This is a genomic window from Vulcanococcus limneticus LL, assembly GCF_943369875.1.
GTDB lineage: Bacteria > Cyanobacteriota > Cyanobacteriia > PCC-6307 > Cyanobiaceae > Vulcanococcus > Vulcanococcus limneticus_A.
Map to the genome: position 1 here is coordinate 144,160 of NZ_CALROT020000009.1, position 18,958 is coordinate 163,117.

Here is an 18,958-nt window from a genome sequence, read left to right on the forward strand (position 1 = left end):
AAGGATCAAGCCTGCTTGGCTTATCAAGGATAGAGAAGCGTACTGCAATAAAGGCAGCAGCAACCTTATAGGCAAACAGATTTCTGCTACCTCTAGCCAGAAGAAGAGCGTCTACCTTGTAGACACTTTCGCTTCGCGAAAAGACGCATACGTTACAAAGGTCCCACAACCCTTAGGACTCCGCGCACTCTCGCGGAGGATGAATAAAGATGGCCGATCTTGAGAAGAGTCAACCGGAAGAAATCGCAAATCCGCCCTCGGGGGGCAAGGAGTTGCCGCCGCCCGGTTCACCCCTGGATTGGCTCCGGGCCGGGGTTTTCCCCGAGGACTGGACCCTGATTCCGGTGGCGGGCAAGGCCACCTACATCAAGGAATGGGGTGACCACAAGCGGAGGCGCATCGACTCGGAGGGCCTGTTCTTCGAGGACAGCCGGTACAACGGCTTCGGGGTCGTGACCGGGGAGCTCTCGGGGGGACTGATCGCCCTGGACGTGGACGGCCACCAGGCGGATGCCCGGTATCGGGCCGAGGCCGGCGCGGGCTACGAGGCCTACGGCGAGGAGCAGACGATGAGCTGGACGTCCGGGAAGCCCGGGCGCCGGCAGCTGCTGTACCGGGTGCCGGAGCACATGGTGCCCCTGATGGCCGACATCAACACCGTGATCCTGCGGGAGGACGGGGAGTGGGCCCTGGGCCAGGGGGACACCAACCGGACCAAGAAGGAGCAGGCCGGCGAGGAGTACGAGGAGCTGGTGCTGCGGTTCAACCGCTGCCAGTCGGTGCTGCCGCAGAGCATCCACCCGGACACCGGCAAGCGGTATCGGTTCCTCAACTACAACGGCGGCCAGCCGGCCGAGGCGCCGGAGTGGGTGCTCGAGGTGATCAGGCCCCACCTCAAGGCGAAAGCCTGGCTGTCCGAGGAGGAGATGGGGCAGCTGGAGGCGGAGGCGGGCAAGACCCTGCTGCCGAGCCGGCAGATCCGGGGCTGGTTTTTCTCCGAGGAGGTGCAGGCCAAGCTGCTGCCGCGGCTCGATGAGTTGGTCTTCAAGCACCCGACCTTCGATCAGTACGGGTGGGACATCCGGCCCGGCAAGAACCCGCAGATGATGAGTGGCTGCCCCTGGCACGGGGGGAAGTCGGGCACCAGCTTCCAGTATTCGGAGCTCTCGGGGTGCTGGGACTGCAAGGCCTGCGGGGTCGGCGGCGATGTCTTGGACTTCGTCCACAAGATCAAGACCGGGGACAAGTTCGCAGGGAAGCCCAAGGGGCCGTCGCTGGAGAACTACGTCGCGGAGCTGGCGGTGGCGTTGGGGTATCGGTATCCCGATGATGCACAGGCGGTGGTGCGGACTGAGGTGACACCGAGACCGAACTTGATGTTGGACTCGGAGAGCTTCCTGAAGCGTCTGAGCCAGATCATCAAGGAGCATCCGAACCCGGCCAAGGCGAAGGACTTGATGCAGGAGCTGGCCCAGAACACTGGGCGGCGGATGTCGGCGATTGACTGCATCAGGGCGGAGCAGGAGTACAGCGCCTATGTGCTGGCGCAGAAGACCAACGGGAAGCCGTGGTGGGAGATCGAGAAGATGACCTTCACGATCCCGGGCCTGATGATGCGGCCGACGCAGATCATCCTGCATGCGGCCCCGGGGAAGGGGAAGACCTCTGCTGCCATGGGGTTTGCCCGGATGGTGGGGCGCGGGGAGCCCATGACGATCCGGGGCATTCAGGTGCCGATCCAGGCCGGGAAGGTGCTGTGGATCCAGAACGACCAGAACCCAGCGAAGCTGGTCAGGGACTGCGAAGACAACGGGATCGATCCTGAGAAGGACTCCGAGTGGTTCATCGTGAGGCGCAGCTTCCAGATGAACTACGTCGCGGACCTGACGAAGTGGATCAATGACGTCAAGCCGGCCCTGGTGGTGATCGACTCGATCGGCTCCTGTTCTACAGATATGCAGGAGCAGGAGAAGGACAAGGCGTTCGCCTCACCGCTGTACTACTACAGCCGGATGAATGGGGAGAGTCTCGACCTCGGGGGGTTCAATCCCTGCACCATCATGTGGATCCACCACGACAACGCCCAGGGGGAGGTGCGGGGCACCCGCTACCTGACCGCGGCCGTGGACGAGCAGTGGCACCTCCGGGACCTGACGGACCAGGAAAAGGAGCAGGTCCGGGCCAAGGGGAAGGTGGCCAGCAACTGCCGCTTCATCCAGGTCAAGAAGAGCCGGATGGGCCGGGAGGGCGACCTGCTGATGGTGGAGCGGGACATCCAGGGCACCTACAGCGTCTGGGACCACACGCCGACCGAGAGGCGCACCGATGAGGGGCAGGGGGACCCGGAGCCCTCGACCATGGCGCTGCGGATCGTCAGGGACCGTGCTCGGGGGGAAGGGCCGGTGGAGGAGCGCCGGATCACCGCGCTAGCGGTCTGGGAGCAGCTGGTGGAGGAGCTGCACGGCCTCGGGGTGAACGATGCTCCGTCGCGACGGACGGTGGACCGGTGGCTGAAGCGCTGGGTAGAGGACGGGGTTCTCGTCCTCGGGGGGATCGAGATGGTGGGTAAGTCTCGGACCAAGACCTATACGACACCCACCCCCCCTCGCGTGGGGTGGTCGTTGGAGTGTCCATTGTCCATCGTTACCCCAGACACCAGTGATGATCAGGATTTAACGATGGACACGCCGAGCGCCAACGATGGACATGTCCATCGTTCCGGGGTGGCTCCAGCGATGGACATGTCCATCGTTCCCCCCGAGGGTGTCAATCGTGAAACCCCCTGTTCTGATGCGGGTTCTGGGGCAACGATTGACAATGGCCAAAATTCAGAGGCTACTATTTGTCCATCGCAGATTGGGAATGCTGAGTCGCACAACGAAGAAGGGAAGGCTGCTGGCGAACCGGCAGGCGGCGCTGTGGAAGGCCTACAAGGCGCTGGCGGAAGTGAGGCCCGGCCTCTCCCCCGAGAGCGTGAAGAGGTTGCTCGAGGAGATCGAGCAGACGGAGCAGGAGAGGCCCTCAGCAACGAGGCGGCGACAGAACTCGATTTCAAGTCACTTCTCTCCCATCAGCCCCGGTGGGACAGCTATGAGACCGCCTTTGGGTAAGCACAGTCATCACACAACTGCGCAGTAGCAGTTGCGGAAGGGGCTAGCAGAAGCCAGCTAGCCCCTTCCTCCTCTGCAAGATGAAAAGAAGAACCCCAGACTCAGACAATAGCCAGCAAACCCCAAGAGGGGCACACAACACATACAGCCTGCGCCCGCAAAGCGACCACAAAGACAGAAGCAAGCGAGCTTGCAATAGAGACCCGACTCAATCTGTCTGTTCACAGGGTGACCAGCTCTTTATCACCCTTAAACCGCCGACGTCAGGCTATACCGAGGTCACGGAGCACTATCTCTCGGTGATAGCGATAGACAAAGCCTGTGCCGCGGGGAATCTTTTTGTAGGATGCCCTGGACAGGCGATCTGCATTGACGTAGTTCTGCAGCGTTCGTGGAGTCACACCAACCAGCTTGCCCATGTCAGCTGGGGTGAGCCAGATTCGGCTCGAGGCAGAACGATCCTTGTCGACCTGATCTAGTCGGCTACGGAGATGACGGATCTCCAAGAGAATCTCCATCTGGAGACGCATGGGATCCAGGGAGTTGGTTGCTTCCATGAACCAACGTAGTGCTGTCGCGAAAAACGGAGAATCAACTCGGACTGGCTGCCTGGTCAGGCGCTGGCCTGGGCCATGGCGGCCCGCAGATCGGAGGCCTGGATGTGGGAGTGGTAGGTCTGCTCGTGGACCGCGGCGCTGTGGCCGAGGGCCCGGGCGCAGAGGGTGAGGGGCAGGCCGGCCTCGATGCTGCGGACGGCCCAGCGGTGCCTCAGGTCGTAGAGGTCGAACTCGGGGGCCAGGGCCGCGAAGACCGCCCGCTGGGCTTTGGTGCGCCGGCTGTGGCGCCAGGCATCCACGAAGCGCTTGGCCTGGGCGGAGTCGTAGTCCTCGGGGGAGAGCCAGCGAGCGCCGCCGGGCAGGACCGGTTTCCCCCCTAGGGCGTAGCGATCGACCCAGGCTCGGGGTAGGGCGAAGCAGGTCCGCACCGCTGGCGCCCGGTTGCGGCGCTTCACGGTGAGGCACTGCGCCGTGCCGTCCTCGTGGATCTGCAGGGAGGGGACCTCCGCGGGGCGGCAGCCGAAGGTCGCCAGGGCGGCGTAGCACCAGCCCCAGGGGGTGGGGCGCAGGGCGTCCAGCAGGGCCTCGATCTCGGGGTCGGTGGGTAGAGCGCGGCGGGCCGGCTCGTAGTGACCCTGCAGGCGGGAGATGTCGTCCAGGTTGCCTGGCAGCGCCAGCAACTTCGCCAGGCGCTTGTAGACCTTGCAGCTCTCGAGCCTGGTGCGGGTGCCGGGCTGCGTTGCAGCCGTGATGGTCTCCACCAGGACGCGCAGCGTGCAGGGGGCGCCCTCGGGGAGGCGGCGGAGCTCCAGGGCGATGCGGTCCCAGGTGCGCTCCGCCGCGGAGGTGCGGGGCCGGGCCTCCCAATAGGACACCTCGAAGCGGCGGATGGCGGCCCCACAGGAGAGGGGGGCGCCTTCGGCGGACCCTCCCCCCGAGGACGGTGGCGCCGCAGGCGCCCAGGGCAGGGCTGGGGGGTAGGTGCCGGCCCCGATGGCGGCGTTCAGCTGCAGGCAGCGCAGCTGGGCTTCGGCGAGGACGGAGGGGGCGGCGCGGAGGCCCAGGGCGATCCGGCTGCGCCGGCGGGAGCCGTCCGGTTGGGGGAAGGTGCCACGGGCGTAGAGGGCCTGGTTCAGCTGCTCCACACTGAGGCGGAGGCCCAGGCTGCGCAGGGTGGCGTTGAGGGGGGCCAGGTCGAGCATGGGGTGGTCAAGGCCTTGACCGAACCTTGACCACTTTGTCACGCGCAACGGCGCGAAACGGTGCGAAGGGTCAAGGCTTGACCGGCCTCGGGGGGAGGGGCCTGAAACCGCAGTTGCAGTCAGGGCCTGCGGTTTCAGGGTTTTAGAGAACGGAGGGGGTGGGATTCGAACCCACGGTGCCTTTCGACACGCCGGTTTTCAAGACCGGAGCCATCAACCACTCGACCACCCCTCCAGGCCCATGGGCCTGGGCCCATCATCCCATGGGCCGTTCGGACCCGCCGCAGGCAGGACGCATCCGGTCAGCGCGGCGGGGATGCCACGTCCGACCTAATCTTCGGTGGCCAGACGCCGGGTTCCAGCAGCGATGGGCAGGCCCTCCTCCAACGCCTACACCACGCTCTTTGCTTCCCGCGGGCCCCTGCGATCGAACATCTCGATCCAGCGCACCTTCCTGGTGATCGCCATCACCAATGGCATCGCGCTGCTGTACCTGATCATCACGTCCGTCCAGCTCCTGTTCGATCGCAGCGCAGGCCGCGAGAACCACTACCTCACCCTCCTGTGCAGCCTGACGCTGCTGGTGCTGGCCACCATCTCCGCCAGGATCATCAGCATGCGGGTGGTTCAGCCGCTGGCCCGGCTGGCCAGGGAGTCCCGCCGGATCGAGGCAGGGGATCCCGAGCTGATGCTGAGCGTGTTCAGCAACGACGAGGTGGGCCGGGTGGCCACCGCCTTCAACCAGGTGCTCACCACCATGCGCCGGACCATGCTGGAGCTGGAGGCAACGAACCAGCAGCTGCGCATCGCCCAGCGCCAGATCCACGACTCGATCCGCTACGCCGCCCTGCTGCAGCGCGCGATCCTGCCGGAGCGCCAGCTGCAGCAGGCCTTCGGGGATCAGCACTTCATCCTCTGGCAGCCCCGCGACACCGTGGGGGGTGACTACTACGTGCTCCACTGCCAGGGATCCCGCTGCCTGGCGGGCGTGGCCGATTGCGCAGGCCATGGGGTGCCCGGCGCCATGATGACGATGCTGGCCCGCTCCGGCATCGATCGGGCCATTGAGCAGGTGGGCCTGCGCTCACCGGCGGCGGTGTTGAGCCGGGTGGATGCGGCGATGCGGGCCATGCTCGGCGATGCCCATGCGTCCCGCGCCATGGCTACCAGCATGGACATGGGGCTGGTGGTGCTGGACAGCGACGCCGACAGCCTGCTGTTCGCAGGGGCCAAGATCACGCTCTACTGGAGTGACGGCGATCAGGTGCACCGGGTCAAGGGCGACAACCGCGCCCTCTGTGATCGTCGTCCCGGCACCTACCACGACCACGTGGTCCCCCTTCAGCCTGGCTGCACCTACTACCTCAGCACCGATGGATTCCTCGACCAGTCGGGCGGCAGCCATGGCTACGGCGTCGGCAGTGACCGCTTTGAGGCCTGGGTGCTGGAGCACGCTGGCAAACCCCTGCAGGAGCAGGCGCGCGCCTTCTCCGACTCCCTGGAGCGCTTCCGGGGCGGCCACCCCCAGCGCGACGACATCACGATCCTCTCCTTCCGCTACCCCCCCCAGACCGTGAGCAACCCGCCCCGATCCGCAGCCGAGGTGGTGGCATGACGACCGCCATCCACAACCTGGCCAGCCTGCGGCAGTTCTTCAACGCCGAACGGATCCTGATCTGCTTCAACGGCCCGATCTCCCGCAACCTGATCGGCGAGATCGGCCAGGCCCTGCGCAGCCACATCGAGGGAAGCCAGGGCGATGGCAGCACCGCCATGGATGTGTTCAGCGTCTACATCGAAATGAGCCAGAACATCCGCCATTACGCCGGCGCCGTCGGGTACAGCGAAGCCGAGGCCTCCGCCACCGTGGTGATCGCCACAACCCCCGATGGTCGCTTTGCCGTCTCGGCCGGCAACCTGGTGGAGCTCGCCGATGGGGACGCCCTGGTGGAGCGCATCCAGGCGCTCGCCAGCCTCGACAAGGCGGGGCTGAAGGCCCTCTACAAGCAGCAGCTGCGCCAGCCCCGTGATCCGCAACGCACCACCGGTGCCGGGCTGGGCCTGATCGAGATCGCCCGCCGCGCCAGCGAGCCCCTGGAGGTGGGCCTGGAGCCCCAGGCCGAGGGCCGCGGTTTTCTGATCCTCCGTGCGATTATCTGAGTCATGCCCTCATCGGACGACACCAAGGATTTCTCGCTGGCCGGCGGCCACGCCACGCCGTCGATCACGGGCAGCTGGGACAGCGGCCTGATCGTGATCGCAGGCGAGTCTTACCCAGAGAACACCTTCGAGATCTTTGATCCGCTGCTCACCTGGGTGGAGACCTTCCTGGCGAATGCTGGGCGGCCCCTGCAGGTGGACCTGCAGCTGAATTACCTCAACACCAGCAGCATTCGCGCCATCATCGACGTGTTCGAACTGCTGGAAGCGGCGGGCGCGGACGGCAAGGAGGTGTTGGTGCAGTGGCTGTACGACCCGCGTAATCCCAGGGCCGCCGAGCTGGGAGAGGAATTCAAGGAGGACTATTCCTTTCCGTTTGCCATCCTGCCCGTGGATCCGAGCTGATGCCGTCCCGGCCTCCGATCAGCACGGAACTGGAGCAGCGGGTCAAGCTGCTGCTGGCCGATGAGACCCACCGAGACCATCCGCTGTGGGAGGCCCTCCAGGACCTCTGGCTGGGCCTGCTCAGGCACATCGAAGACCTCGAACAGCTCACGGAGCTTGCCGATACCGGCAAGCTCGGCGTCCCCAAGCGGATTGAGCGGCTCTCCAAGCAGTTCGAGCGGCAGATTCGACAGCTGGAGCGCGTGATCCGCATCTCCGATCGCTACCAGTCCAGCCTCAAGGATCTCAACGCAGCCCTGCGGGAGGCCTCCACCCACGATGCCCTCACGGGAATCCCCAACCGTCTGCTCGTGGAAGAGCGCTGCCGGCAGGAAGATGCCCGCTCAGACCGCAGCGGCTCCACCTATTCCCTGGCGGTGCTGGATGTGGACCACTTCAAGCGGTTCAACGACAATTACGGCCACGATGTGGGCGATCTGGTGCTCAAAGCCCTGGGGGAGACCCTGCGCTTCAGCCTGCGTCAGGGCGATCTCTGTGCCCGCTGGGGGGGGGAGGAGTTTCTGGCCCTGATGCCGGATACCACCCTCAGCGAGGCCGAGCATGTGGTGCATCGCCTCGTGGGCAAGATCCGCCGGCAGCGCATTGAACTCGCGGATGAGGAACTGGCGGTGACCGCCAGCATCGGCGTGGCGGAACACCTGCCCGGCGAGACCTACGAGCAGACATTCCGCCGTGCCGATCAGGCGCTGCTGGAGGCCAAACAGCAGGGGCGGGACCGCTACCGCGTGCACCAGGCGGCCTGAACAGGCCGCCTGGGCCGGCTCAGGCCTCCGGCTTGGCCAGGGGCAGCAGGCACTTGTCCGAGTCGCAGCCGGCGGGGCCGGCCTCCTGCAGTTCACCGCCGTCGTAGCGCTGCAGGGCCTCGAAGAAGTCGCCGGTGCGGCGGCGGGCCACCACCTCGGCCTGGAGCCGCGCGTAGGTGGCGGCATCGATGGGCTCGAACGGCAGCCGGGGGAAGGTGGCGTTGGCATCGAAGCGGGCCAGCAGGGCCGCCGAGATGTAGCCCTGGCCCTCGTCGATCGCCCGGTGGATGGCCTCGGCCAGGGGCTCGATCTCGTTCTCGCGGAACTCCACCGTGGCCGAGGTGTTGTGGGCCGTGTAGTGCTGCTGCACCTGCATGTAGAAGTCGAACTGGGCCAGGGCCGAGAAGTTGTTGATCTCCACCGCATCGGCACCGGGCAGGTTGGCCCAGCTCACCTCGGTGGGGATCTCCACCAGCCACTCGGTGCAGCGGGGATCGAACGGATCATCGAGCAGGCGACCCTGCTCGTCCTTGTCGCTCTGGGACGGCACGATCGTGTAGCCGTAGTCCATGCAGGCCAGGGCCACCGGATCGTTCTTGCGGAAGGTGATGCGGCGGATGAAGCGCTGGGCCTTGGGGGGATGCCAGCCGGGGGAGGCGCCGGTGAGCAGGCTCTTGGTGCCGGCGGGCTGCACGGTGGTGCAGCGGTTGGGGCGACGCAGTCCGTGGCGGTCGCAGTACTCCCACACCGCCTGGTTGACGATCGCCTTCCAACGGCTCAGGTACTCCGCCTCCTTCGCCTTGAAGGCGCGGCCCTCGTCCGTGTCTGGACGGCCGGCCTCCCACCACTGGAGCCAGGGGGTGCCGAAGGCGTGCACGAAGAAGTCGAACAGGCCGGTGAAGCTCACGCCCACGATCGGATCCCAGGCCCGGCTCTGGCGATAGCGCTCCACCTCAAAGCGGTGGTTCAGCAGGCAGGCCACCGCCAGGCCGCCGGCGGTGAAGGCCTCCTCCTGGGCCACGTGGTCGTCGGGATCGATGCGGTTGAGGTGAATCTCCGCCAAATTGCAGTGGAAGTCGGCACCGAGGATCTCGCCGCAGGGGTTGAGGCCGTAGCGGCCCAGGCGATGCTCGAGCTCCGCCGGCTCGATGCCGGGGTGGTGCAGTTGCAGCCAGCGGCCGGCCTCCTCCTTGCCCTGGTCGACGTAGATGCCGATGAACTCCGTGCGCAGCTCCGGGGTGGGCAGCAGGTCGGCGTTGGAGCGGGCGATCGCCTCGGGGGCGAACTGAATGGCCCCCTCACCGCTCTGGAATTGCTTGATGACGGCCTCCAGCACCGTGGCCCGGTCGGGGCGGGTGTGGAAGACGCGGGTGTGGTTGGCCATGCGCAGCGCATCGCGCTCGGGGTCGATGCGCCAGTTGCCCTCGCTGTCCTGCTGCCAGAGGTTCTCCTTGGCACCGGCGGCGGAGTTGTCCTCGGCGCTGAACTGGCGCATGCCGGCGCTGCGGCGGATGTTGCCCGCCACGATCGTGACGGCGGCCTCATCGATCAGCAGGCAGCACTCCACCGAGGTGAGCTGACGGCCACGGGCCCGGCCCAGGATCTGGGCCACCCGGCCATAGAGATCCTTGAGCTTGACCGGGTTGGCCATGCCGCCGAAGCCCTTGAGGGTCTCACCCACCGGCCGCACATCGGAGAGATCCACCGACACCTCGATGGGGGCACTGGGATCGAAGCGGCCGTCGCTGCTCAGCTCCAGCAGCAGCTGGTAGCTGTCCACCCAGCCGCGCCGGGTGTCGCCCACCTTGATGTGAACCCGCTGGCCCTCAATCGTGTGGGTGGTGTGCTCCTGGCGCAGGGGCGCCGGGGTGGCGCCGATGTCGGTGACGCCGGTGATCAGCAGCTCGTTGTGCACCACCGGCAGCCGGCCGATCAGGTGCGGCTCGATGATGGCGCCGGTGCCGCAGCCCATCATCGCCAGGTCCATCATCAGACCGAAGGCCTCCCAGTCCACCAGGTTGGTGGAGGTGCAGTTGTAGGCACCGGAGAAATTGTGCTGCTGCTCGATCCACTCGGTGCCGCCGATCCACAGCCAGCGGCCGGAGGGCAGGGCCTTCTGCTGCTGCTGCATGCGGCGCAGCAGCTCCACTTCCTGCTGGTTGAGATGTCCCAGCTTGCGCAGACCCTCCAGGTTGCGCTCCGCCACCTCGTGCCAACTCTCGCGGCCGTCTGGCGTCTTGCGGGAATAGGTGCGGTAGAAGACGGGGTTGGCCGCCGGCGCGGTGGCCGGGAAATCCAGCTGGGCCCCGATGGAGGGCTGGCGGCGGGACTCACCCGTGGACGGCGCAGCGGAGTCCTGCTCGGCAGCGGCCAGCACCGTGGTGGCCTGCTCGAGCGGGTCTGGGCGCGTGGGGGTGAGGGTCACGGTGGATATCGCCAAGAGTGCGGTCACCCTAACGCCACCCGTGGGGTGTGCAAGGGACGCCCGCCACCAGCCACAGTGCCCCTGGACCCCCATCCCCGCCCCACCCCGAACCGGCCATGGAACGCCGCTGCGAGCCCGAGCTGATGGACGACGCCCTGCAGGTGCAGGCCTACGCCGAGGCCGATTTCAGCGCCGGGGATCAGGCCGTGGTGGAGCGGATCGCGGAGCTGTTCCCTGGGGGGCTGGGGCCACGGGTGGCGGACCTGGGCTGCGGGCCCGGGAACATCAGCTTCCGGCTGGCGGATCGGTTCGCGGAGGTCTCCGTGCTGGGCCTCGATGGCGCCGCCGCGATGCTGGCGGTGGCCGACGCGCGCCTGGGCCCGTGGCGCCAGGGCCCTGGTGCCGGGCACCCGGACCGCCTGGCCTTTCGCCGGGCCCTGCTGCCCCTGGCCCCGGCAGACGCGCGCGAGCTGGCCGCAGGCTTCACGGCGGTGGTGAGCAACAGCCTGCTGCACCACCTGCACGATCCGCTGGTGCTGTGGCGGACCATGGCGACGCTGGCCGCACCGGGGGCGGCCGTCTACATCAAGGATCTGCGCCGGCCCGTCAACCTGGAGGCGGCCCAGTCCCTGCTGGCCAGGCATCTGGCCGACGCCCCGCCCGTGCTGCAGCACGACTATCTGGCCTCCCTGCAGGCGGCCTTCGAGCCCGGGGAGGTGGCCGAGCAGCTGGAGGCCACAGGACTGGGGCAGCTGCAGGTGCGCCCGCTCGAGGATCGCTATCTGGAGGTGTGGGGACGACTGGCCTGAGACAGAGGGGGGCCGCGGAGGGGGACGACCGCTCAGATCCAGTGGCGACGCCTGAAGTAGGTGAACAGACCGATGGCAATGACCACCATCACCGCCCAGACCACGTAATAACCAGGCAGCCAGTCAAGCTCGGGCATGTGCTTGAAGTTCATGCCATACACACCCACGATGAAGGTGAGGGGGATGAAGATCGTGGAGATGATCGTGAGCACCTTCATCACTTCATTCATGCGGTTGCTCAGGCCCGAGAGGTAGGTGTCGTGCAGGGAGGCCAGGATGTCCCGGGAGGTCTCCACCATGTCGATCACCTGCACGATGTGGTCATACAGGTCCCGCCAGAAGACCGTGATCTCAGGCCGCAGCAGCCTGGACTCACTCTTGCTGATCGCAGCCACCACCTCCCGCAGGGGCCAGACGGCCTTGCGCAGCTTGATCAGGTCACTCTTGTAGTGGTGGATCTCCTGAATGTCCCCGGGTCTGGGGCCCATCAAGATCCGCTCATCGAACAGCTCGATCTCATCGCCGATCTGCTCCACGGCCAGGAAGTAGTGGTCCACCACCGCATCCATCAGACAGAAGGCCAGGTAGTCGGCCCCCAGGGTGCGCACCCGACCGAGGGCCTTGCGGATGCGGTTGCGCACGCTGTCGAACACATCGCCCTCATCCTCCAGGAAGGAGATCACGTAGTTCGGCCCGAGGATCAGGCTCACGTGCTCGGCCACAATGCTGCGGCTGGCACGGCTGTAGGCCAGCATCTTCAGGGCCACGAAGCAGTAGTCCGGAAACTCCTCGCACTTGGGCCGCTGCGTGGTGTTGACGATGTCCTCGATCGTCATCGGGTGCAGGCCAAAGCGGCCCGCCAGCGCTTCGATCAGGGCGATGTCGTGGATGCCGTTGACCTGGATCCAGGTGACCATGGCGGTGTCGCGGTGGCCGGCGCAGTCGTCCACGCTCACGTCGTGGGCCTCGTGAACCACGGCCGCGTCGAAATCCAGCAGGTCGATGCGGATGCTCTGGCGCTTGCGCTCGCCGATGAACACGGCGGTGCCAGGAGCCAGGCCCAGCTTGCTGGCGATCCGGCGGCTGGGGACCCTGGCGGACCCCGACCCGGGGCGCCGCGGGGAGGGCGGCAGGTCTGAAACTTGCATGGCCGCGCATCGCCTGGCGCCAAGGCTAGGTGCGGCGGCTGGCGGGGCCACGGACCGCCCAGACTGGCCTGCAGTGGTTCCGCTCCGATGCGCAACACCAGCCCCAGGGACTCCCAGCCGCAGCAGCCCCCTGGCCTCCGCCCCGGCAACCCCCTGGTGGACGCCATCGCCCGGGTGCTGATCGGCCTGGTGTTCGTGCACGCGCTGGTGGGCAAGCTCAGCGGCTTCAGCGCCGTGGCCGCCACGATCGCGGCGAAGGGGCTTCCCGTTCCCTCCCTGCTGCTGGGTGCCGCCGTGGTGCTGCTCACCGCCGGCTCGGCCCTGCTGATCAGCGGCTGGCGCAGCCGGCTCGGGGCGGTGCTGCTGCTGGTGTTCCTGGTGCCCACCAGCCTGATCTTCCACGGCGAGGTGGGCGATCCGCTGCAGCGCATCCAGCTGCTCAAGAACGTGGCGATCATCGGCGGCCTGCTGCTGGTGGCCAACGCCCCCGACGTCCGGCGCTGACACGGACACCGCCGGCCCCAGCGCCACTGCGGCTGGCCTGGCAGGCTGGCCCCATGACCAGCCCCACCCAGACCCTCCCCGACGCCGCCTCCCTGGCCGAGGCCGTGGGCCGCCGCCGCAACTTCGCGATCATTTCCCACCCGGACGCGGGCAAGACGACCCTCACCGAGAAACTGCTGCTCTACGGGGGTGCGATCCAGCAGGCCGGCGCCGTGAAGGCCAAGGGGGAGCAGCGCAAGGTGACCTCCGACTGGATGGAGCTGGAGAAACAGCGGGGCATCTCGATCACCTCCACCGTGCTGCAGTTCGACTACAGCGGCAGCACGATCAACCTGCTGGACACCCCCGGCCACCAGGACTTCTCCGAAGACACCTACCGGACCCTGGCCGCCGCCGACAACGCGGTGATGCTCGAGGACGCGGCCAAGGGCCTCGAACCCCAGACCCGAAAGCTGTTCGAGGTGTGCCGGATGCGGCGCATCCCGATCTTCACCTTCATCAACAAGATGGACCGGCCGGGGCGCGAGCCCCTCGAGCTGCTCGATGAGATCGAACAGGAGCTGGGACTGGCCTGCTGGCCTGTGAACTGGCCGATCGGCAGCGGCGACCGCTTCCGCGGCGTGATCGACCGCCGCAGCAAGCAGGTGATCCTGTTCCAGCGGGCCGAACGGGGTCGCCAGAGCGAGGAGCGGCGCCTCTCGGCCGAGGAGGCTGCGGACAGCGGGCTGGTGGAGCCGGACCTCCTGGCTGCAGCCCTGGAGGAACTGGAGCTGCTGGATGGGGCCGGCGCCGACCTTGACCTGGAGCTGGTGCACGCCGGTGAACTCAGTCCGGTGTTCTTCGGCTCGGCCATGACCAACTTCGGCGTGCGGCCGTTCCTCGATGCCTTCCTGGAGCTGGCCCAGAAACCGATCGCCCGCAGCAGCAGCGAGGGTCCGGTGGATCCGCTGCGGCCGGGCTTCAGCGGCTTCGTGTTCAAGCTGCAGGCCAACATGGACCCCCGCCACCGCGACCGGGTGGCCTTCGTGCGGGTGTGCAGCGGCAAGTTCGAGAAGGACATGACGGTGCAGCACGCCCGCACCGGCCGCTCGATCCGTCTCTCACGCCCCCAGAAGCTGTTCGGCCAGGACCGCGAGGTGGTGGACGATGCCTACCCCGGCGATGTGATCGGCCTCAACAACCCGGGCATGTTCGCCATCGGCGACACCCTGTATGTGGGGCCGAAAGTGGAGTACGAGGGCATTCCCTGCTTCAGCCCGGAGATCTTCGCCTGGCTGCGCAATCCCAACCCCTCGGCCTTCAAGAGTTTCCGCAAGGGGGTGAACGAACTGCGCGAAGAGGGTGCCGTGCAGATCCTCTACGACACCGACCAGAGCAAGCGCGATCCGATCCTGGCGGCGGTGGGCCAGCTGCAGCTGGAGGTGGTGCAATACCGGCTTGAGAATGAATACGGCGTACAGACGCGCATCGAGCCCCTGGGCTTCTCGGTGGCCCGCTGGGTGGTGGGCGGCTGGCCGGCCCTGGAGCAGGTGGGGCGCATCTTCAACTGCAAGACCGTGCGCGATGCCTGGGACCGGCCGGTGCTGCTGTTCAAGAACGACTGGAACCTGGGGCAGCTGGCCGAGGACCACCCGGAGCTGGAGCTGAGTGCCGTGGCGCCGGTGGTGAGTGGGGTGGAGCCGATCGCGCTCTGAGCCGCAGATCTAGAGCCACGGCGAGCGAGCGGTTCCGCCAGAATCGTTTGCAACGAAAGGTCACAGCACCTGTCATCCCGATGGCCCGACCTCTCTGGCTCGTTCGGCCTCGCGCCGACGGCGGCAGCGATTACGTGAGTTTCCAGCCGGCGGCCAGCCGCGCCGCCGTCCATGGCGGCAGCCCCATCGCCGACCAGTCCGGCGCTGGCGCCGATCAGGTGGAGATGCGCGAGGGCACCCACCTGCCCCCGCAGATGCCCCTGCTCAAGCGCCGCCAATGGCTGCCGAGCGAGGAGGCCGAACTGCAGTGCCGCCGCCTGCAGCAAGGTGGCTATCGCCACAGCGAACCGCTGTTCTGAGCCGCGGCTCCCTACGCTCGGGACAGCACGCGCTGCCCGAGGGGCCAGGCATGAACCAGGGAGCCGGATCCGATCCCTTCGCCGATCGCGCCGGCGGCGACCAGCCGTCGCCCTACGAGCGCCTGGGCATCAGCCCTGAGGCCAGCTTCGATGCCGTGCAGGAGGCCAAGCAGGCCCGGCTGGCGGAGCTGGGCGATGACCCCCAGGCCAAGGCCCGCATCGAGGCCGCCTACGACGCCGTGCTGATGGACCGGCTCAAGGAGCGCCAGCAGGGCAAGGTGAGCAGCGCCGCCCGCAGCGCCTCCCAGCGGGAGGCCACCCGCCCGGCCCTGGCCACTCCCCCCACGCGCCCGGCCCTGCCGGCGCTGCCCTCGCTGCCGTCCCTGGGTCGCCCCGCCTTCCAGCCCCCCAAGCTGAGCCTGCCGCGCGTCGCCCTGGCCGAAGGCCGCGAGCGCTGGTTCCCCCTGGCCGGCCATGGCGCCCTGCTGGCGCTGCTGCTGTTCGCCCCCGCCGCCTCGGCGGAACTGGTGTTGGCCCTGGCCACGGGCGTGACGGTCGTGAACCTGCAGCGGCGCAGTGGCCGCCTGCTGGCGGCGGTGGGCTGGAGCGTGCTGCTGCTCAGCCTGGGTCTGCTGGTGGGTGGCCTGGTGCTGCAGCTGCTCGATCCGGCCCTGCCCCTGGGCCTGCCGCTGTCGCCGCAGCAGGTGCAGAGCCTGCCAGCGATCCTGCTGCTGCTGCTGGGGGCGCTGCTGATCGCCTGAGCCGCCCGGACCGCGCCCGAGCCGCGGCAACTCCGCGCCGGCTCAGGCTGCCGCCAGCTCGGCGATCAGCTCCTCCAGCTCGGCGGCTTCCACGGTGTAGACCTCGTTGCAGAAGTGGCAGGTAAGTTCCGCCTTGCCGTCCTCCCGCAGGATCTCGCCCAGCTCCACCTGGCCCAGCAGCTTGAGGGCATTGACGCTGCGGCGGCGGCTGCAGGGGCAGTGGAACTTGACCTCGGTCTTGGCCTCGGCGTCCTCCAGCAGCTGGGGATCCAGGTCGGGGAAGATGTCCTCCAGCAGGGCCTGCAGGTTGCCCTGGCACTCCGCCAGGCGGCTGCTGAAGCCGCGGATCTCGCGGCAGCGGTCCTCCAGCAGGGCCACCAGGGCCGGCTCGCGGGCCGCCTTGGGCAGCACCTGCACCAGCACGCCGCCGGCGCAGCGCACGCCGTGGCTGTCGATCTGCTCGCCCACGAACACCGCCGAGGGGGTCTGCTCGGAGTGCAGCAGGTAGGAGGCCACGTCGTCGCCGATGCCGCCGCTCACCAGCTCCACGGTGGAGCTGAACGGCTCCCCTTCCCCCAGGTCACGCACCACATGCAGGTAGCCGGTGCCGGTGGCGGCCTTGAAGTCGAAGTGGTGCAGGCCGTCCGCTTCCGTCACCAGATCCAGTTCGAGGCCGGGGTTGCCCACGTAGCCGCGCACGCTGCCGTCGCGGCCCGCATCCACCATCAGCCCCCGCACCGGCCCATCGGAGGCGATGCGCACATTCACGCGGCCATGGCGCACCTTCATCGAGCTGGCCAGCAGCAGGCCGGCCGTCATCGCCCGACCCAGCAGGGCCGTGGTGAGAAAGGAGAGCTCGTGCCGGCGCCGGGCGTAGCGCAGGGTGGTGGTGGTGCTCACGGCCACCAGGCGGATGCCGCCCCCGGCGGCGGTGGCGCGTACCAGTTGATCGGCCATGCCCGTGTCTTCCCTGCCCGCCGGGCCACAACTCAGGGCATCGTACGGAGCGTGCCCTGCTCCAGGCGCCAGGCGCGGCGGCGGTCCACCACACCCTCGAACAGTTCGGGCTCGTGGGTCACCACCAGCAGCACCCGCTCGCGGCTGAGCTGGTTGAGCAGCTGCAGCACCTCGCCCCGCACCGACCAGTCGAGGCCGGCGGTGGGCTCATCGAGCAGCAGCACCTTCGGATCGCGCAGCAGCTGCACCGCCAGGGCCAGGCGCCGCTGCTGGCCGCCGCTGAGCCGCTCCGGCGCCTGCTGCAGCGGCAGACCCGCCAGACCCACCTGGGCCAGCACCCGCTCGATCTGCTCGCTGGCCAGGCGCCGCTGGCCGAGCTTGAGCTCCTGGCCCACCGTGAGCCCGAGGAAATGGCGCTCGGGGAACTGGAACACCAGGCCGCAGAGCCAGCGGCGCTGACGGGCGTTGAGGGGTGAGCCGTTCCAGAGGATGGCGCCGCGCTGGGGGTCGGCCAGGCCGCTGATCAGCTCCAGCAGGGTGGTCTTGCCGCTGCCGCTGCGGCCCGCCACCAGCGACGGCTGGCCCGGCTCCAGGGTGAGGCTGGCGCCGCGCAGCACCGGCTCCGGCGCGGTGGCCGCCTGGTAGTGGAGGGATTGCAGCTCGAGCATGGGGGAGGCCGGATCGGGCCGAGGCTGGCCCTCCCGGGCTGGCCCGGGGGTGGCCCCAGCATGTTGGATGGGCCCACCGCCGCATCGCCCCCCATGGAGATCCGCTTCCGCGAGTTCGATCCCTTCAACTGCTGGATCTGGCTGCGCTTCGCGGCGCCCCCGGGCCAGGGCGAGCGGAGCTACGTGGAGACGCTGTTCGACAGCTGGTTCTTCCTCGGCAAGCTCGGCGGCTTCAACGCCGAAAACCTGCAGGTGCACGAGGAGGGGGCCGACGTGAGCTGGATGGCCTACGACGGCGAGGGCGCCGAGCGGGCCCTGCCGGCCCTGATGCACAACATGGGCGTGATGGAGTACCAGGCCGACTGGGCCCGCTGCTGGGTGGACCTGGGCACCAGCGATGGGGTGGCCCTCGACGTGCTGATCAACAGCCTCAACCAGCTCAACAGCGACGTGGTGGAGATCCAGGAACTGCTGATCGGCGGCGTCAACGACGACTGGCCCGTGGAGCAGCACCCCGACAGCCTGTTCCCCCTCGACGACCCGGACGCCTGAGCCATGGCCCGCGAACGGCGCCGGCTCCTGATCGCGCCCGAGCGGCTGGCGCGGCAGGCACCGCGGCTGGAGCTCACCGCGGAGGAGAGCCGCTACCTCACGCGGGTGCTGCGCTACGGCCCCGGCGATGGCTTCGCCGTAACCGACGGGGCGGGCGGCCTCTGGGAGGCGGTGCTGGAGGAGCGCGACTGGGCGCGGCTGCAGCAACCCCTGACGGAGCCGCTGCAGCGCCTGGCGGCCCCGGCGCCCCAGCTGGTGCTGGCGGCGGCGGTGGTGAAGCGCGACTACGACCTGGTGGTGCGCATGGCCGTGGAGCTGGGGGCCGACCGGCTGGTGCCCTGGCTCGCGGACCACGGCGCCGTGCTGGGGGGCCTCAAGGCCGAGCGCTGGCGAACGATCGCCCGGGAGGCGGCGGAGCAGTGCGAGCGGCTGTGGCTGCCGGAGATCGCGGAGCCACGGCCCGCCCGCCAGGATCTGGCCAGCCCGGAGTGCAGGGACGCGGCGGCGGGATCGACGCCTGGCGCGGGCGGACAATCGCTAAGGCTGTTCACCACCACCCGCCGTGGGGCGCTGCCGGCCCTGGAGGCGGTGCTGGAGGAGGCGTTCCCCCTGGCGGGCTCCGCCGTCGAGACCCGAGGGGCTGGAGCAGAGAAGCGCGCTCCAGCTGCCCTCTGGCTGGCCTGCGGGCCCGAGGGGGGCTGGAGCCCCGAAGAGGAACGGCTGGCGGAGGCCAGCGGCTGGCGACCGGTGAGCCTGGGGCCCCAGATCCTGCGCAGCTCCACCGCCGCGGTGGCGGGGCTGGCCCGCCTCAGCACCTGGCGGACCAGGCGCTGGGGGTGCTGAG

General features: G+C 68.3%; 18 protein-coding genes and 1 tRNA gene. 12 read left to right on the forward strand and 7 right to left on the reverse strand.

Annotated elements, in window-relative coordinates:
* Positions 1–209 precede the first annotated feature (209 nt).
* Positions 210–3,110, forward strand: a complete 2,901-nt coding sequence (locus tag ACLV7J_RS11480) for a bifunctional DNA primase/polymerase (protein ID WP_411869225.1) — start codon at positions 210–212, stop codon at positions 3,108–3,110.
* A 263-nt stretch (positions 3,111–3,373) separates the two neighbouring features.
* On the opposite strand, the gene ACLV7J_RS11485 is transcribed toward ACLV7J_RS11480, so the two are convergent.
* The 3 genes from ACLV7J_RS11485 to ACLV7J_RS11495 form a co-directional block, all read right to left on the reverse strand.
* The gene (locus ACLV7J_RS11485; RefSeq protein WP_411869226.1) at positions 3,374–3,640 is read right to left on the reverse strand and encodes a hypothetical protein; all 267 of its coding nucleotides are present in this window, start codon (positions 3,638–3,640) and stop codon (positions 3,374–3,376) included.
* Positions 3,641–3,723: 83 nt separating this feature from the next.
* Positions 3,724–4,869 carry a hypothetical protein gene (locus ACLV7J_RS11490; protein ID WP_411869227.1) on the reverse strand — a complete coding sequence of 382 codons (1,146 nt, stop codon included), beginning with the start codon at positions 4,867–4,869 and terminating at the stop codon, positions 3,724–3,726.
* 150 nt (positions 4,870–5,019) lie between these two features.
* Positions 5,020–5,104 (reverse strand) — tRNA-Ser (locus tag ACLV7J_RS11495).
* A 132-nt stretch (positions 5,105–5,236) separates the two neighbouring features.
* Here ACLV7J_RS11495 and ACLV7J_RS11500 point away from each other — a divergent pair.
* From ACLV7J_RS11500 to siaD, 4 genes are read left to right on the forward strand one after another with little or no spacing between them, the layout of a single operon-like run.
* Positions 5,237–6,484: a SpoIIE family protein phosphatase gene (locus tag ACLV7J_RS11500; protein WP_411869228.1), complete on the forward strand. Its 1,248-nt coding sequence runs from the start codon at positions 5,237–5,239 to the stop codon at positions 6,482–6,484.
* Positions 6,481–7,029, forward strand: coding sequence for a biofilm regulation protein kinase SiaB (gene siaB / locus ACLV7J_RS11505; protein ID WP_411869229.1), 549 nt, complete (start codon positions 6,481–6,483; stop codon positions 7,027–7,029). The genes ACLV7J_RS11500 and siaB overlap by 4 nt, the downstream gene beginning before the upstream one ends.
* A gap of 3 nt (positions 7,030–7,032) precedes the next feature.
* Positions 7,033–7,434: a biofilm regulation phosphoprotein SiaC gene (siaC, locus tag ACLV7J_RS11510; RefSeq protein WP_411869230.1), complete on the forward strand. Its 402-nt coding sequence runs from the start codon at positions 7,033–7,035 to the stop codon at positions 7,432–7,434.
* Entirely contained in the window at positions 7,434–8,237 is an 804-nt protein-coding gene (siaD, locus tag ACLV7J_RS11515; protein WP_411869231.1) for a biofilm regulation diguanylate cyclase SiaD, read from the forward strand. Before siaC ends, siaD begins: the two co-directional genes overlap by 1 nt.
* A 19-nt stretch (positions 8,238–8,256) precedes the next feature.
* Here the strand turns inward: siaD and nrdJ are convergent, their stop codons facing one another.
* A complete protein-coding gene (gene nrdJ, locus ACLV7J_RS11520; RefSeq protein WP_411869232.1) occupies positions 8,257–10,662 on the reverse strand; it encodes a ribonucleoside-triphosphate reductase, adenosylcobalamin-dependent in 2,406 nt (801 codons plus the stop codon).
* A gap of 116 nt (positions 10,663–10,778) precedes the next feature.
* Between nrdJ and ACLV7J_RS11525 the strand changes: the two genes are divergently transcribed.
* The gene (locus tag ACLV7J_RS11525; RefSeq protein WP_411869233.1) at positions 10,779–11,471 is read left to right on the forward strand and encodes a methyltransferase; all 693 of its coding nucleotides are present in this window, start codon (positions 10,779–10,781) and stop codon (positions 11,469–11,471) included.
* A gap of 32 nt (positions 11,472–11,503) precedes the next feature.
* On the opposite strand, the gene corA is transcribed toward ACLV7J_RS11525, so the two are convergent.
* The gene (corA, locus tag ACLV7J_RS11530; RefSeq protein ID WP_411869234.1) at positions 11,504–12,619 is read right to left on the reverse strand and encodes a magnesium/cobalt transporter CorA; all 1,116 of its coding nucleotides are present in this window, start codon (positions 12,617–12,619) and stop codon (positions 11,504–11,506) included.
* 87 nt (positions 12,620–12,706) lie between these two features.
* Between corA and ACLV7J_RS11535 the strand changes: the two genes are divergently transcribed.
* From ACLV7J_RS11535 to ACLV7J_RS11550, 4 genes are all read left to right on the forward strand, one after another.
* The gene (locus ACLV7J_RS11535) at positions 12,707–13,123 is read left to right on the forward strand and encodes a DoxX family protein (protein WP_411869235.1); all 417 of its coding nucleotides are present in this window, start codon (positions 12,707–12,709) and stop codon (positions 13,121–13,123) included.
* Between the two features lie 53 nt (positions 13,124–13,176).
* Complete coding sequence (locus ACLV7J_RS11540; protein ID WP_411869236.1) at positions 13,177–14,817, forward strand: peptide chain release factor 3; 1,641 nt, start codon at positions 13,177–13,179, stop codon at positions 14,815–14,817.
* A gap of 80 nt (positions 14,818–14,897) precedes the next feature.
* Positions 14,898–15,176 (forward strand): hypothetical protein, encoded by a 279-nt coding sequence (locus ACLV7J_RS11545; RefSeq protein WP_411869237.1) that lies wholly within the window; start codon positions 14,898–14,900, stop codon positions 15,174–15,176.
* A gap of 50 nt (positions 15,177–15,226) precedes the next feature.
* Positions 15,227–15,937 (forward strand): CPP1-like family protein, encoded by a 711-nt coding sequence (locus ACLV7J_RS11550; protein WP_411869238.1) that lies wholly within the window; start codon positions 15,227–15,229, stop codon positions 15,935–15,937.
* Positions 15,938–15,979: 42 nt separating this feature from the next.
* Here ACLV7J_RS11550 and hslO read toward each other — a convergent pair whose 3' ends face one another.
* On the reverse strand, positions 15,980–16,894 hold the full coding sequence (gene hslO / locus ACLV7J_RS11555; protein ID WP_411869239.1) for an Hsp33 family molecular chaperone HslO: 915 nt from the start codon (positions 16,892–16,894) through the stop codon (positions 15,980–15,982).
* Positions 16,895–16,926: 32 nt separating this feature from the next.
* Positions 16,927–17,562: an ABC transporter ATP-binding protein gene (locus tag ACLV7J_RS11560; protein WP_411869240.1), complete on the reverse strand. Its 636-nt coding sequence runs from the start codon at positions 17,560–17,562 to the stop codon at positions 16,927–16,929.
* A 93-nt stretch (positions 17,563–17,655) separates the two neighbouring features.
* Between ACLV7J_RS11560 and ACLV7J_RS11565 the strand changes: the two genes are divergently transcribed.
* Together ACLV7J_RS11565 and ACLV7J_RS11570 are read left to right on the forward strand one after the other, a co-directional pair.
* A complete protein-coding gene (locus ACLV7J_RS11565; protein ID WP_411869241.1) occupies positions 17,656–18,114 on the forward strand; it encodes a DUF3531 family protein in 459 nt (152 codons plus the stop codon).
* A gap of 3 nt (positions 18,115–18,117) precedes the next feature.
* Complete coding sequence (locus tag ACLV7J_RS11570) at positions 18,118–18,957, forward strand: RsmE family RNA methyltransferase (RefSeq protein WP_411869242.1); 840 nt, start codon at positions 18,118–18,120, stop codon at positions 18,955–18,957.
* Position 18,958: the final 1 nt, after the last annotated feature.

Bases quoted from the DNA above. Each gene is read 5' to 3' on its own strand.
- siaD (WP_411869231.1), top strand. From the start codon at position 7,434: ATGCCGTCCCGGCCTCCGATCAGCACGGAACTGGAGCAGCGGGTCAAG.
- hslO (WP_411869239.1), bottom strand. From the start codon at position 16,894: ATGGCCGATCAACTGGTACGCGCCACCGCCGCCGGGGGCGGCATCCGC.
- ACLV7J_RS11525 (WP_411869233.1), top strand. From the start codon at position 10,779: ATGGAACGCCGCTGCGAGCCCGAGCTGATGGACGACGCCCTGCAGGTG.
- corA (WP_411869234.1), bottom strand. From the start codon at position 12,619: ATGCAAGTTTCAGACCTGCCGCCCTCCCCGCGGCGCCCCGGGTCGGGG.
- ACLV7J_RS11485 (WP_411869226.1), bottom strand. From the start codon at position 3,640: ATGCGTCTCCAGATGGAGATTCTCTTGGAGATCCGTCATCTCCGTAGC.
- ACLV7J_RS11570 (WP_411869242.1), top strand. From the start codon at position 18,118: ATGGCCCGCGAACGGCGCCGGCTCCTGATCGCGCCCGAGCGGCTGGCG.
- ACLV7J_RS11480 (WP_411869225.1), top strand. From the start codon at position 210: ATGGCCGATCTTGAGAAGAGTCAACCGGAAGAAATCGCAAATCCGCCC.
- ACLV7J_RS11490 (WP_411869227.1), bottom strand. From the start codon at position 4,869: ATGCTCGACCTGGCCCCCCTCAACGCCACCCTGCGCAGCCTGGGCCTC.
- ACLV7J_RS11535 (WP_411869235.1), top strand. From the start codon at position 12,707: ATGCGCAACACCAGCCCCAGGGACTCCCAGCCGCAGCAGCCCCCTGGC.
- ACLV7J_RS11560 (WP_411869240.1), bottom strand. From the start codon at position 17,562: ATGCTCGAGCTGCAATCCCTCCACTACCAGGCGGCCACCGCGCCGGAG.
- ACLV7J_RS11540 (WP_411869236.1), top strand. From the start codon at position 13,177: ATGACCAGCCCCACCCAGACCCTCCCCGACGCCGCCTCCCTGGCCGAG.
- ACLV7J_RS11500 (WP_411869228.1), top strand. From the start codon at position 5,237: ATGGGCAGGCCCTCCTCCAACGCCTACACCACGCTCTTTGCTTCCCGC.
- ACLV7J_RS11565 (WP_411869241.1), top strand. From the start codon at position 17,656: ATGGAGATCCGCTTCCGCGAGTTCGATCCCTTCAACTGCTGGATCTGG.
- siaC (WP_411869230.1), top strand. From the start codon at position 7,033: ATGCCCTCATCGGACGACACCAAGGATTTCTCGCTGGCCGGCGGCCAC.
- ACLV7J_RS11550 (WP_411869238.1), top strand. From the start codon at position 15,227: ATGAACCAGGGAGCCGGATCCGATCCCTTCGCCGATCGCGCCGGCGGC.
- ACLV7J_RS11545 (WP_411869237.1), top strand. From the start codon at position 14,898: ATGGCCCGACCTCTCTGGCTCGTTCGGCCTCGCGCCGACGGCGGCAGC.
- siaB (WP_411869229.1), top strand. From the start codon at position 6,481: ATGACGACCGCCATCCACAACCTGGCCAGCCTGCGGCAGTTCTTCAAC.